The sequence below is a fragment of the Aquabacterium sp. genome, assembly GCF_044226965.1.
Taxonomy (GTDB): Bacteria; Pseudomonadota; Gammaproteobacteria; order Burkholderiales; family Burkholderiaceae_C; genus Pseudaquabacterium.
The window spans coordinates 1-12866 of record NZ_JBGAGA010000055.1 but is presented as its reverse complement, the minus strand read 5'-3'; the positions used below and the strand labels follow the sequence as shown (position 1 = coordinate 12866).

Below are 12866 nucleotides of genomic sequence, written 5' to 3'. Positions count from 1 at the left end.
TCGTCGCCTTCACAGCAGCTTGCGCAGATCGGCCACCTGGGTCCGTTCATTCGGGCCGATCGAGGTGCCATCGAGCCGCTGCAGTTCGGCACGGGCCTGGGCCTTCTCGCCGGCCTGCAGGTACAGCCGCGCCAAGGCCACCCGGTAGGCCGGCAGGTCCGGTGCGAGTTCCACCGCGCGCACCTGGTTACGAATGGCCGGCTGCCACTGACCTGCAGCGGCCAGCAGGCGCGCCAGCGTGTCGACGAAGGCGGCCTCGCCGGGCCGCAGGCGCACGGCCCGTTCGGCATACGACAGCGCTTCCGGGCGGCCCAGCTGGTGCGCGGCCCAGGCCAGGTTGTTGAGCGCGGCCGCGCTGTCCGGGCGCCGTTGCAGCGTGGCCTGGTAGTGCGCCACCGCGCCAGCGTAGTCGCGGGCGAGCAGCGCGCGGTCGCCGAGATATTGCGCGAAGTCAGCGTCCTTCGGATGTTCCCTGACCCAGCGCGTGGCCAGGCGCTCGGCCGGCTCGGCCTTGCCGGCACCCAGCAGCGCCCCATGCAGGCCGATCGCGGCCTGGGCGTTGTCATGGCCCCGGGCCTGGGCCGCGCCGAAGGCGGCCTCGGCCTCGGCCCAGGCCCTGCCGGCGTTCGCGGCTTCGCCGGCCAACAGGTAGCCCAGCGGCTTGTCCGGATACGTTGACTGCAGCTGGCGGGCGATGCGCCGGGCTTCGTCGAGCCGACCGCTGGCGATCTCCAGCCGCGCCAGGTCGGACAGGGCCATCGCCCCCTCCGGACCGTGCCTGGCGGCCTGCTGCAGCGCGTCCCGCGCGGCGTCGACGCGGTGCAGCGCCATCTGGGCACGCGCCAGCTGGCGCAGCGGCCCGGCGGACTGCGGCTGGGCCACGGCCAGCTTGCCCAGGACCTGCACCGCGCGGTTGTACTCGTGGGCCGACATGCAGGCGCGCGCCAGCGCCCCCTGCAGCCGCAGGTCCGACGGCATGGCCTGCACCGCATTGTCGGCCGCCGTCAGCGCGGCCCGCCAGTTGCCCTGGCGCAGTTCGTGCTCGATCAGGCGCAGCCGGGGCGCCACCTGCATCGGCTCGGACCGCACCGCATCGCCCAGCAGGCGCGAGCTTTCCTGCGGCGCCGTGCCGGCCAGCTCGTCCAGCCGGGCCAGCGCCATCATCGCCGCGGCGTTGCCGGGATCGCGGGCCAGCAGCGTCGTGAAGCGGGCGCGCGCCTGGTCCATGCGATGCTCGCGCAGATCGAGGTCGGCCAGCGCCGCCGCGGCGGGGAAGAAGTGCGGCGACAGCTGCAATGCGCCTTCGAAGCTGGCCTGCGCGGCGGCACGGTCGCCGCGGCGCAGCTGGATGTCGCCGCGCAGCAGCGGCACCATCGGGTTCCTGGGCTGCTTGCGCTCGAGCGCTTCCACGGCGCGCAGCGCGGGTTCGAGCTCCTGGCGCTGGATGCGGGCACTGATCAGGGCCAGATCCAGGCCGTCGCCGCTGTCGGCGCGTGCCAGTTCCTCGAGCTGGCGCAGGGCCGCACCGGCATCACCGCTCGTCAGCCGGCCCAGCGCCAGCGTGGCCTGCAGGTGGGCGTTGCCCGGCGCGGCGTGCTGCGAAGCGGCCGCGAACAGCGCCTTGGCGCGTGCCGGCTCGCCTTGCTGCAGCGAGGCCACGGCGGCCAGCGCCAGCGCTTCGGCATCGGTGGCGCCGGGGCCGGTCAGCGGCTGCAGCACCTCCAGCGCCTGCCGGCCCTCGCCATGACGAACCAGCGTCAGCCCGAGCAGCCGCCGCAGCGACCGATCGCCAGGATGGGCCTGCAGCGCGACCCTCAGCTGGGCCGCGGCCTTGGGCAGCTCGCCCGTTTCCAGCGACACCGCGGCCGCCAGGCGGCTGTACTCGGGCTGCGCAGGCGCGGCACCGACCAGCTTGTCGGCACCGGCGCGGGCGGCCGCGGTGTCGCCGCGGTGCAGGGCCAGCACCGCGTCGAAATAGACCGTGGCCGCATGCTGCGGATACTGCTGGCGCAAGGCGGCCAGCTCGGTCTCGGCCTCCTGGAACGCCTGGCGTTCGACCAGGATGCGCAGGATGCCGGCCCGCGCGGCCGGGATGTCGCCCTTGAGTTCGACCACTTGGCGGAAGGCCGCCAGGGCCTCGGTGGCGCCGGCCTCGCCGGTGGCGGACAGCAGCTGCGCATGGGCCAGCCAAGCCGCCGCGTCGGCCGGGCTGCCGCGCACCGTCTCGTGCGAGAAGGCCAGCGCCGCGGCCCGGTCGCCACCAGCGGCGAGCCGCTCGGCGCGCAATACGCGGGCCGCCACAAGGCCCGGGGACAGGCGCAGTGCGCCGTCGAGTGCCGCCTCGCCGGCCACCTGGTTGCCCTGGCGGAAGCGGACGATGGCGGCGGATGTCTGCAGGTCGGCGCGTGCCGCGGGCGGCAGGGCCTCGCCTTCGGCCACGACCTGCAGCACCTGCACGTGTTCACCCTGGCGCAGCAACGCCCGCGCCAGCAGCGGCAGCACCTGCTCGGCAGGATGACCGAGGTCCTTGGCCTTGCCCAGCTCAATCGCAGCGCCGGCGGCGTCGCCCCGCTCCAGCAGCAGGCGGCCCATCAGGAAGCGCGCGAGCGCGGTGTCCGGATGCTGCTGCAGGGCCAGCTTCAGGTGGACCAGCGCGGCATTGGCGTCGTGCCGGCTCAATGCCTGCTGTGCCGCGGGCAGGGCATCCGCGTCGTCGCGACAGGCCGTGGCCAGCAGCAGCACCAACCCGGCCACGCCCAGGACCCGAGCAGTCATCCTCATCGGCGTCTCCCGATCCGCGCGCAGGCCGCGGCGGCAACGAGCGGTGGTGCCGCCCGCGTGCCTGCGATGGACGCGTCATTCAGGCGTTGTCAGGCGACAACTCCGACGCATCACCGTCGACTGACCGGCCCTTGCGCGACAGCACGATCGCCCCCAAGCCCAACCCGACCAGCAGCAGCGTGGTCGGCTCGGGAATGCCGTTGATGCGGAACGCGAAGTCGGTGTTCAGGTCGGTCCAGGGCCCGCAATGCGGTCCGCCGTCCTGGCACGGGCCGACGCCGGTCGACTGGTGGGCACCGAAGTTCTCGCTGCCCACCGTCGGGCCGGCCAGCGCATTGGCCCAGTGCCAGCCGCCCGTGAAGTTGGCCACCGTGAACCAGTACTCGGTACCCGCCGTGACGCCCAGCGAGAACGGCAGGTCCACCGTGTAGTGGAAGATGCCCGGATCGCCGGGCACGTCCGCCACCCCGGTGGCCAGCAGGTCGCCCGCCGCCCCGTACTTGACCATCGCGCCCTGGAACGCGCTGTCGATGTTCGGCTGGTGCAGGGTCGGGTCATCGGTGTGGAAGGCGAGTTCCCAGTGGCTGTCAGCGGCCTCCGACCCCCACCACTCGACGCGGGTGATCTGGCCGCTGAACGCCGAGACGAAATCGTCCGCGATGATCGGGCCGCCCACGCCATGGTGAGACTCCGTCTGGTCGCTGATGACCAGGCCGGTCGGCAGGTTCTCGAAGAACACCGCGGCCTGGACCGGCAGCGCGGCGGCCCAGACCAGGGCGGCGGCAGCGGTCGCACTTCTCACACAGGTTCGAAACTCGATTCGCATGGAACCCTCCAGATGGCTGACAGTTGAGGTGGTGACAGACATCGAACCGCCCGGCCCGACAGAACCACTCTAGGCAGCTGTTGGCCGTGGGCGTTGCGCCTGCTCAACGGGCCGGGGCGGGCCGGCCGCTCCGCGTCAATTGCCTGTCAGCGGCCGCGGCTCGATGCGCTCAGCCGGGCGCCAGCCCGAGCCGCCCGGCCAGGTAGCCGAGCAGGCCGTCGAGCGAATCGACGCGGGCGTAGTCGGCTTCCGGGATGTCGACGCCCAGCCGTGCATGCAGCTCGGTCAGCAGGCGCAGGAAGTCGTAGGAATCGATGTCGAGCAGCACGCGCAGCGAGCGCGTGGGGTGCAGGGTTGCGAGATCGGCCTCGGGCGCCAGCATCGCGATGCAGTCGGCGACGACGCGGCGCAACGCGGCGGCGTTGGTCGGTTGCGTGGCGGGATCGGGATCGGTGCTCACAGGGCCTCCGGATGGTCCAGGCGCTCGGCCAGCGCGGCGAGCAAGCGCGCGCCGGTGGCCCCGTCGCTCGCGCGGTGGTCGGCCGCCAGCGTGAGCTGCACGGTGCGGGCGGCCACCACCGCACCGTCGCGCACCACCGCGCGCGGCACGATGCGGCCGGCGCCCACCAGCGCCAGCTGCGGCGGGTAGATCACGCCGTGCACGCTGTCGGCGCCGAGATCGCCCAGGTTGGTGACGGTGACCGTGGCCTCGGCCAGGTCCGAGCTGCGCAGCCGGCCGGCACGCGCGCGCAGCAGCAGCTCGTTCAGCGCTGCCATCAGCTGCGGCAGCGGCAGCGCCTGTGCGTCGTGCAAAGTGGGGATCACCAGCCCGCCGCCGCGCAGCGAGGTGACCATCGCGATGTGCACGCCGGCCCCGGGCTCGACCCGGCCGTCGACGAAGCGGCCGTTCAGGCCCGGCACCTCCACCAGCGCCAGCGCCACCGCGCGCAGCAGCAGCGCGGCGAACAGCACGCGGCTGGCTGGCGGCTGGGCGGCGTTGTAGGTTTCCAGCCAGGCCAGCGCGGGCTCGACCACCAGCTCGCGCTGCAGGTGGTAGTGCGGGATCTCGCGGTTCGAGCGTGCCATCGCGGCGGCGATCGCGGCGCGCATGCCGTCGCGACGCTCGGCCGTCGCCGCGGAGGCAGCGGCCGACTCGATATCGGCCAAGGTGAGCGGCCGACCGGTGCCGATGCGCGCGGCCAGCGCCTGCAGGTCGACGCCGAGCTCGGTGGCGCGCCGCCGTGCCGCGGGCGAGACGCGCGGCGCGGCCGCGACGGTGCCCGGGGGCACTACCGCCGTCGTGGCGGGCGGCATGGGAGCCGCAGCCGGCGTGGCAGGCGGCAGGTGGGCCGCGGCGCTGGCGGCGGCCACGGCCTGCCAGTCCTCGCCGTCCTCGGCCAGCACCGCCAGCAGCGCGCCCACCGGCAGGCGCTGGCCCGGCTCGGCGACCAGCCGCGCCACGGTGGCGTCCTGCCAGACCTCGACGTCGATCGCGCCCTTCTGCGTCTCCACCACGCAGGCCACCTCGGCGCGGCGCAGGGCCTGGCCGGGCTGCACCTGCCATTGCACGAACTCGGCATCCTCCATGTCGGCGCCGAAGGAGGGCAGTCGCAACTCGATCATCGGGCATCCTCGCCGGCCACCAGCGCACGCGCGGCCGCGACGATGCGCTCGACATTGGGCAGTGCCGCGTCTTCCAGCTGGCGCGCATAGGGAATCGGCACCTCGGCGCTGCACACGCGGCGCGGCGGCGCGTCCAGCGCGTAGAACGCCTCTTCGTTGGCGATGGCGATGATCTCGGCCGCCAGGCTGCAGGTCTTCCAGCCTTCGTCGACCACCAGCAGCCGGTGCGTGCGCGCCACCAGCGCGGCAATGGCCGCGCGGTCCAGCGGCCGCAGCACGCGCAGGTCCAGCACCTCGGCCTCGATGCCCTCGGCCGCCAGCCGCTCGGCCGCCGCCAGGCAGCGCGGCAGCGAGCCGCCATAGGTGACGATCCCCAGGTCGCGCCCGCTGCGGCGCAGCGCGGCCTGCGTGATGTCCACCGGCGGCGCCGGGTCCGGCAGCGGCGCCTCGGCGCCCAGCAGCAGCGCGTGCTCGAAGATCACCACCGGGTCTTCGCAGCGCAGCGCGGCGCCGAGCATGCCGCGCGCATCGGCCACGGTGGCCGGCGCCAGCACGCGCAGCCCGGGCACGTGGGCGTACCAGACCTCCAGGCTGTGCGAATGCTGCGCCGCCAGCTGGCGCCCGGCGCCGGTGCTCATGCGGATGACCACCGGCACGCGCACCTGGCCGCCGGACATGTGGCGCAGCGTGGCCGCGTTGTTGACGATCTGGTCCAGCGCCAGCAGGCTGAAGTTCACCGTCATCACCTCGACGATGGGCTTCAGGCCGTTGATCGCGGCGCCGATGCCGCAGCCGACGAAGGCCGATTCCGACAGCGGCGTGTCGCGGATGCGCTCGGGCCCGAACTCCTCCAGCAGGCCCTTGCTCACCGCATACGAACCGCCATAACGGCCAACGTCCTCGCCCATCAGGAACACGCGGTGGTCGGCCAGCAACGCCTCGCGCAGGGCCTGGCGCAGCGCCTCGCGGTAGCTGGTGTCGCGGCTCATGGGGCGGTCTCCGTGCGCTCCGACGTCTCCACGCTGCCGCCGACCTCGGTCTCGAGGTCTTCCACCGGCTCGGGCGTGCCGGCCTCGGCATAGGCCACGGCCTCGGCCAGCTCGCGCGCCACCTCGGCTTCCAGCGCGGCGCGGTCCAGCGCCCAGCCCTCGGCTTCGGCATGCCGCACCAGCGCCTCGATCGGGCAGCGCTGCTTCCAGTGCTCGACTTCCTCGCGCTGGCGGTACAGCTCGGCGTCGTACATCGAATGCGCGCGGAAGCGGTAGGTGCGCAGCTCCAGGAACTGCGGCCCTTCGCCGGCGCGCAGTCGCGCCAGCGCGGCGCGGGTGGCGTCGCGCACCGCGGCCACGTTCATGCCGTCCACCGCATCGGCATGGATGCGGTAGCTGCGCGCCTTGGCGCACAGGTCGGTGCTGGACTCCGAGCGCTCCAGCGCGGTGCCCATCGCGTACAGGTTGTTCTCGCACAGCAGCAGCAGCGGCAGCCGCCACAGCGCGGCGAGGTTGGCGCTTTCGTGGAACTCGCCCTCGGCCATCGCCCCTTCGCCGAACAGGCATACCGCCACCTGCCGGCTGCCGCGCTGCTGCTCGGCCAGTGCGAAGCCGGTGGCCATCGGCAGCGCGCCGGCCACGATGGCATTGCCGCCGTAGAAGCGGCGCGAGAGGTCGAACAGGTGCATCGAGCCACCGCGGCCGCGGCTGCAGCCTTCGCGCTTGCCGAACATCTCGGCCATCAGCACCTGCATCGGCACGCCGCGCGCCAGCGCATGGCCATGCTCGCGGTAGGTGGCCAGCAGGCTGTCGCCGGCTTGGAGCTCGGGAATGGCGCCGGCGCTGATGGCCTCCTGGCCGATGCACAGGTGCAGGAAGCCGCGGATCTTGCCCGCACCGTACAGCTCGGCGCAGGCTTCCTCGAAGCGCCGGATGCGCAGCATCAGCCGCAGCGCGGCGCGGGTCTCGTCGGCACTCATCTTCACGCGCCGGACTCCAGCGTGGAGATGTCGCCCTCGGGCAGCCCGAGCTCGCGCGCGCGCAGCAGGCGCCGCATGATCTTGCCGCTGCGGGTGCGCGGCAAGGCGGGCACGAAGGCGATCTCCTTCGGCGCCACCGCCGCGCCCAGCCGGCTGCGGGCGAAGCCGAGCAGCTCGCGCTGCAATGCCTCGCCCGGTTCGTGGCCGGGGCGCAGCACGACGAAGGCCTTGACGATCTCGCCCATCGTCGGCTCGGGCTTGCCGATGACGCCGGCCTCGGCCACCGCGGCATGCGCCATCAGCGCCGATTCCACCTCGAAGGGCCCGATGAAATGGCCGGCGGACTTGATCATGTCGTCGGCGCGGCCGACGAACCAGTAGTAGCCCTCGGTGTCGCGGCGCGCGAGGTCGCCGCTCAGGTACCAGTCGCCGACGAAGCACTTGCGGTAGCGCGCCTCCTCGTTGAGGTAGCCGCGGAACATCGAGCCCCAGCCGCGTTTGAGCGCCAGCTCGCCGATCTCGTCGGCGGCGGCCAAACGCAGCGTGCCGTCGGCCTGCTTCTGCACGATCGCGGCCTCGATGCCGGGCAGCGGCTGGCCCATCGAGCCGGGGCGGATCGGCAGGCCGGGGCGGTTGGCGATCATGATGGCGCCGGTCTCGGTCTGCCACCAGTTGTCGTGGATCGGCAGACCGAAGGCGGCGCGGCCCCATTCGACCGCCTGCGGGTTCAGCGGCTCGCCGACGCTGGCGATGAAGCGCAGCGCCGGGCAGTGGTGCGCCTGCGCCGCCGCGGTGCCGCCGCGCATCATCATGCGCACCGCGGTCGGCGCGGTGTACCAGACGTTGACGCCTTCGCGCTCGACGATGCGGTACCAGCGTTCGGCATCGAACTCCGCCTCGTCGATCACCAGCGTCGCGCCGATCGCCAGTGGCGCCAGCACGCCGTAGGAGGTGCCGGTGACCCAGCCCGGATCGGCGGTGCACCAGTAGACGTCGCCCTCGCGCAGGTCGAGCGCGACACGCGCGGTGGCGATGTGCGCGTCGATCGCGCCGTGCACGTGCAGTGCGCCCTTGGGCAGGCCGGTGGTGCCGCTGGTGAAATGCAGCAGCGACGGTGTCTCGGCATCGGTGGCCGGCACCGTGAACTCGGGGCTGGCGGCGGCCAGCCCCTTGCGCAGGTCGGCGCTGCCCTCGGGCAGCGGGCCGCCTTCGTCATCGATCACCAGCACGTGGCGCAGGCTCTCCAGTGCTGCGCGTTGCGGCGCGATCTTGCGCCGGTACAGCGAGCTGGTGGTCACCAGCAGCCGTGCCTGGCCCAGGCGCATGCGCGTGGCGATGGGCTCCGGGCCGAAGGCCGAGAACAGTGGCGTCACCACGCAGCGCTGCTTCAGCGCGCCGAGCATCGCGATGTGCAGCTCGGGCAGCCGGCCGCAGAGCAGGAACACGCCGTCGCCGGGCTGCAGGCCCAGCGTGCCCAGCAGGTTCGCGAAGCGGTTGCTGGCCGCGGCCAGCTCGGCATAGCTGAAGTCGCGGCGCGTGCCGTCGGCACCCAGCCAGCGCAGCGCGCAGCGGGCACCGCCGGCACCGGCCGCGGGCTGGTCGATCACGCGGCTGGCGATGTTGCCGCCATGCCGCAGGTCCGCCGCAGGGCGGCCGGGGGAGGGGGTCGGAAGCAAGGCGGTGACCTCCTGCATGCACGCAATAGGGCCGACAGGACCCTTGGAAACTCAAGGACCTTCAGGACGATTCTTCGACCCGCCACCGGGCCCGATGTTGCGCTGCCTCAGCTCCGCCGCAGATCGGCGCATCGCTGCCCGCGGCTTGCGCCAACTCAATGGAGGGGCGATGCAGCCTCCTAGAGTCCCATGTTGGCGGCCACGCAGTACGGCGCGCTGCCGCCTGGTCCAACCCGTCTCCCGAGGAGCCCGCATGAACGCACTGACCCGCCTCGAACGTTTCGACGACAGCATCGCCGACTTCTTCCGCCGCTTTTCCGCACCGGCCACCTGGCCGGGCAACGGCTCGGCCGGCGACATCAAGATCGACGTGACCGAGAACGACAAGGACTACAGCGTGCGCGCCGAGATGCCCGGCGTGAAGAAGGAGGACATCCGCGTCAGCGTGGACGGCAACTTCGTCTCCATCAGCGCCGAGGTGAAGAAGGAGACCGAGCAGAAGGAGGACAAGACCGGCCGCATGCTGGCGCGCGAGCTGTACTACGGCAGCACCTCGCGCGGCTTCTCCCTGCCCACCGAGGTGGATGCCCGCAGCGTGACGGCCAAGCTCGAGGACGGCGTGCTCAAGCTGACGCTGCCCAAGCGCGAAGGCAGCGGTACCCGCAGCATCAAGGTCGAGTGACCCTCAGCACCACCCCAAGGAGTCCGCCATGACAAGCAAGCACGGCCTGAGCGCGGGCGAGATCTGCCAGCGCGTGGTGTCGGTGGCCTACCCGACGCTGGCGCTCGAGGAGGCGGCGCGCGTGATGCGCGACCAGCATGTCGGCAGCCTGGTGGTGGTCGAGGAGATCGCGCCGGATGAACGGATGGTCGTCGGCATGCTGACCGACCGCGACATCGTCACCGCGGTGGTGGCCCGGCAGCAGCCGGTGTACGGCATGTCGGTGGGCGATGTGATGAGCCGCGACGTGGTGACCGTGCGCGAACGCGATTCGCTGCTCGACGTGCTGGCCACGATGCGCAGCAAGGGCGTGCGCCGCGTGCCGGTGGTGGGCCCGCAGCGCCGCCTGGTCGGCCTCTGCGCGATCGACGACGTGCTGCAGCAGATTGCCGAGCAGTTGCAGGCGCTGGCCACGGCCGCCGGCGCGGCGCGGCAGCACGAGAACGCAGCGTCCGCACGGCCCTGAGCCCGCGGCAGGCCAAGGCCACGCCCGTGGCGAGGCCTGCCGTTGCGCGTGCGCAATCCGCGCCGCGTGCGCCGGCCCACACTGGCGGCCGCCACCGCAACGAGGGCATCGGCCGCTGAAGCGGGTAGGACACGGATACCGGGCTCGATGAGGGCCTGCATGCTGCGGCGCCCTGCGCCGCAACCGTCGTCCGAAGTGCAGGCGGACCTGGTGATGCAGGACCCTCGGCTGCGGTGGCACCCGGCGTGCCGGCACCCCGCTCGGATTAGTCCGACAGCGCCGTGGGAATCCCGGCAATCGCCTCGCGGCAACTTCGCACACTGCAGCGCAGCATCGGCCGATGGTGGGAAACCGCGCCGAAGCCGATGCTTGGTCCTGTCAGTGACCACCCGGCACCGACCCGAGGCCGTCGCCAAGGATCGCCCCCCACCACGTCATTTGCCTGCCATGACCATCCTGTACGCCCCTGACTTTCCGCACGCCGAAGGCGCCACCCTGATCGAGCCGCAGCTGGCGCATGCGGCGTTCGCGCCATGCCGGGCGCCGATGCAGGAATTGCTCACGCTGCTGGGCGTGCGCGTCCCGGTGGACGACGGCTCGAGCGAGCCGCTGGGCTGGGTGCCGCTGTGGCGCGTGAGGCCCGGCCAGGCGCTGGTGCACGAAGGGGCCGGCGTCGACCACATCCACGTCGTGCGCTCGGGTTCGCTGAAGTGCGTGCGGGTCTGGGAAGACGGCTACGAGCAGGTGCTGGCCCTCGCCGGCCGCGGCGACCTGATCGGCTTCGAGAGCCTGAGCCGCGCACGCCACCTCACCGGCGCCGTGGCACTGGAGGACGCGACCGTCTACGCACTGGCCGTGCGCGAGGTCGAGGCGATGCGGCGGCGCTGCCCCAGCTTCGACCGCGCGCTGCTGCTGGCCACCAGCCGCCAGCTCGCGGCGGCCGGCCAGATCGCCGAGATGCTGGCCCCGGTGAGCGCGGAGACGCGCCTGGCGCGCTTTCTCGTCTGGTATGCAGAGCGCATGGCCGAGCGCGGCGAATCGCCGCGCCGCCTGCGGCTGCGCATGCCGCGGCGCGACCTGGCCAGCCTGCTGGGCGTGGCGCACGAGACGGTGAGCCGCTCGTTCTCGTTGCTGGCCGGGGCCGGGGTGTTGCGGGTGGACAACCGCGAGGTCGAGATCCTCGATCGTGACGGCCTGCTGGCCTGCACCCGCAGCACGCGCACCGGCAATGCCGAGAGCGCCTTGCGCGCGGCGCAGGCCGGCCGCAACGCCTGCACGGAAGTGGCCAGCTGAGGCCGCATCGACCGCCCGCACAAAGCGCATCATCTTGGCCAGCACCCTGTCCGAGCGGGTTCCCGACGCCAGCGACCCGTCCGCGCCCCTGCGCCAGCGCTGGCCAGGCCGCTGGCAGGTGTTCGCCCTGGCCTTGCTGGGCCTGGCATCGCTGGCGGCGGCACCGCTGCTGGCGCAGCCGCTGGTGGGCCTGCTGGGTGCGCTGTCGGCGGCGGCGCTGGTGCATGCCTGGCTTGCCACGCAGCGCTGCGAAACCTGCCTGGCCGAGCTCTCGACCATGGCCGTCTGCCTGGCGCAGTGCACCCGCGAACGGGACATGGCACGGGCTGACGGCGCGGCGCTGAACGTGGCGCTGCGGCGCGACACGCTGACCCCGCTGGCCAACCGCACCGCGTTCTTCGAGACGCTGGACGTACTGGTCGAGCGGCGCCGGCAGGAGGGCGGCCGCTTCGTGGTGTTCTACATCGACCTGGACGACTTCAAGCCGGTCAACGACCGTCACGGCCATGCGGCGGGCGACGCGCTGCTGCGCGCCTTCGGTGCGCGGCTGCGCGCCGCGGTGCGCCACGGCGACCTGGCGGCGCGCATTGGTGGCGACGAGTTCGCGCTGGTGATCGACGGTCTCACCGCTCAGGCGGCCCTCGACGTGGCGCAGGCCCTGCTGGAAGATCTGATGGAGCCCTACGCGATTGCCGGCGGCACGCTGCAGGTCTCGGCCAGCCTGGGCTTCGCGACCTTTCCCGATAACGGCAGCGATGGGCGGCAGCTGCTGCAGGCGGCCGACAGCGCGATGTACCGCGCCAAGGCCGCGGGCAAGGGCGGCATCATGCCCAGCGACTGGGCCGCCCTGGGTCTCGATTGACGCTCTCGATTGACGCGCTTTTCGCGTGCTAGGACTTTCCCTCGTCTTGCGCTTCAGTCAACGACCGTTCCGCCATGCGTTGCGTGCGCTCAATCTTTCCCATTGCACCCACTGAAATCATGGCCTCGCCATCGAAGGCCCGCTGCTCGCGTGCCGCGTCGACGGTGCTCGAGTGGCAGCCCGCCACTGTCTGGAACTTCCAATGGAGAACGCATCATGAGAAAGTCTCTTGCGTCAGGACTGCTGCTCGCCGGCGTCCTGGTGTCCGGCGCGGCCAGCGCGGCGCCCTGGACCTGGAGCGGCACGCTCGCCGATTGGGGCGCTGCGGGCGGCGGCACCGGCGTCATCACCGACGGTGACGGCGACGTCAGCTTCACGCTGTTCAACACCACCACCATCCCGGACGGCGTCAATGGCTACGTCACGATCTCCGAAGTCGAGATCGGCGGCGCGGACTACTATGACGTCGGCCTGAGCTGGGACGCCTCCACCGGCTTCGCCGGCGGGTATGCCGGCGGCGGACAGCTGGTCTACGCGATGGACGTGCTGGCGCCATCGACCGAGCGCATCGTCGCCGCGGCGCTGGACAGCGCGATCACCGGCACCGGCACCACCGCCCTGGCGGTGCTGCGCGACCTGCCGGCGAACA

12 protein-coding genes are annotated in these 12866 nt (G+C 72.6%); 5 read left to right on the top strand and 7 right to left on the bottom strand.

Features of this window, described 5'->3' with window-relative positions; translation table 11 throughout:
* Positions 1-9: 9 nt before the first annotated feature.
* The 7 genes from prsT to acsA all read right to left on the bottom strand — a co-directional run bounded on the left by prsT (position 10) and on the right by acsA (position 8875).
* Positions 10-2781: an XrtA/PEP-CTERM system TPR-repeat protein PrsT gene (gene prsT, locus ACILR4_RS20860; protein WP_395702800.1), complete on the bottom strand. Its 2772-nt coding sequence runs from the start codon at positions 2779-2781 to the stop codon at positions 10-12.
* Between the two features lie 79 nt (positions 2782-2860).
* Positions 2861-3583 carry a PEP-CTERM sorting domain-containing protein gene (locus ACILR4_RS20855; RefSeq protein ID WP_395702799.1) on the bottom strand — a complete coding sequence of 241 codons (723 nt, stop codon included), beginning with the start codon at positions 3581-3583 and terminating at the stop codon, positions 2861-2863.
* Positions 3584-3776: 193 nt separating this feature from the next.
* A complete protein-coding gene (locus ACILR4_RS20850) occupies positions 3777-4067 on the bottom strand; it encodes an acyl carrier protein (RefSeq protein WP_395702798.1) in 291 nt (96 codons plus the stop codon).
* Positions 4064-5230 carry a 2-oxo acid dehydrogenase subunit E2 gene (locus ACILR4_RS20845; protein ID WP_395702797.1) on the bottom strand — a complete coding sequence of 389 codons (1167 nt, stop codon included), beginning with the start codon at positions 5228-5230 and terminating at the stop codon, positions 4064-4066. Before ACILR4_RS20845 ends, ACILR4_RS20850 begins: the two co-directional genes overlap by 4 nt.
* Positions 5227-6219, bottom strand: a complete 993-nt coding sequence (locus ACILR4_RS20840; protein ID WP_395702796.1) for an alpha-ketoacid dehydrogenase subunit beta — start codon at positions 6217-6219, stop codon at positions 5227-5229. Before ACILR4_RS20840 ends, ACILR4_RS20845 begins: the two co-directional genes overlap by 4 nt.
* Positions 6216-7199 carry a pyruvate dehydrogenase (acetyl-transferring) E1 component subunit alpha gene (gene pdhA, locus ACILR4_RS20835; RefSeq protein WP_395702826.1) on the bottom strand — a complete coding sequence of 328 codons (984 nt, stop codon included), beginning with the start codon at positions 7197-7199 and terminating at the stop codon, positions 6216-6218. Before pdhA ends, ACILR4_RS20840 begins: the two co-directional genes overlap by 4 nt.
* A 2-nt stretch (positions 7200-7201) precedes the next feature.
* Positions 7202-8875 (bottom strand): acetate--CoA ligase, encoded by a 1674-nt coding sequence (gene acsA / locus ACILR4_RS20830; protein ID WP_395702795.1) that lies wholly within the window; start codon positions 8873-8875, stop codon positions 7202-7204.
* 253 nt (positions 8876-9128) lie between these two features.
* Here acsA and ACILR4_RS20825 point away from each other — a divergent pair, with 253 nt between their 5' ends.
* The 5 genes from ACILR4_RS20825 to ACILR4_RS20805 all read left to right on the top strand — a co-directional run.
* On the top strand, positions 9129-9557 hold the full coding sequence (locus tag ACILR4_RS20825) for an Hsp20/alpha crystallin family protein (RefSeq protein ID WP_395702794.1): 429 nt from the start codon (positions 9129-9131) through the stop codon (positions 9555-9557).
* A gap of 28 nt (positions 9558-9585) precedes the next feature.
* Complete coding sequence (locus ACILR4_RS20820; RefSeq protein ID WP_395702793.1) at positions 9586-10062, top strand: CBS domain-containing protein; 477 nt, start codon at positions 9586-9588, stop codon at positions 10060-10062.
* A 447-nt stretch (positions 10063-10509) separates the two neighbouring features.
* Complete coding sequence (locus ACILR4_RS20815; RefSeq protein ID WP_395702792.1) at positions 10510-11355, top strand: Crp/Fnr family transcriptional regulator; 846 nt, start codon at positions 10510-10512, stop codon at positions 11353-11355.
* A gap of 34 nt (positions 11356-11389) precedes the next feature.
* Positions 11390-12217 carry a GGDEF domain-containing protein gene (locus ACILR4_RS20810; protein ID WP_395702791.1) on the top strand — a complete coding sequence of 276 codons (828 nt, stop codon included), beginning with the start codon at positions 11390-11392 and terminating at the stop codon, positions 12215-12217.
* Positions 12218-12433: 216 nt separating this feature from the next.
* On the top strand, positions 12434-12866 hold a 433-nt coding region (locus tag ACILR4_RS20805), incomplete at its 3' end, for a hypothetical protein (RefSeq protein ID WP_395702790.1).

Coding starts and splice junctions, on each gene's coding strand:
- prsT (WP_395702800.1), bottom strand. CDS start 2,781: ATGAGGATGACTGCTCGGGTCCTGGGCGTGGCCGGGTTGGTGCTGCTG.
- ACILR4_RS20840 (WP_395702796.1), bottom strand. CDS start 6,219: ATGAGCCGCGACACCAGCTACCGCGAGGCGCTGCGCCAGGCCCTGCGC.
- ACILR4_RS20825 (WP_395702794.1), top strand. CDS start 9,129: ATGAACGCACTGACCCGCCTCGAACGTTTCGACGACAGCATCGCCGAC.
- pdhA (WP_395702826.1), bottom strand. CDS start 7,199: ATGAGTGCCGACGAGACCCGCGCCGCGCTGCGGCTGATGCTGCGCATC.
- ACILR4_RS20815 (WP_395702792.1), top strand. CDS start 10,510: ATGACCATCCTGTACGCCCCTGACTTTCCGCACGCCGAAGGCGCCACC.
- ACILR4_RS20845 (WP_395702797.1), bottom strand. CDS start 5,230: ATGATCGAGTTGCGACTGCCCTCCTTCGGCGCCGACATGGAGGATGCC.
- ACILR4_RS20820 (WP_395702793.1), top strand. CDS start 9,586: ATGACAAGCAAGCACGGCCTGAGCGCGGGCGAGATCTGCCAGCGCGTG.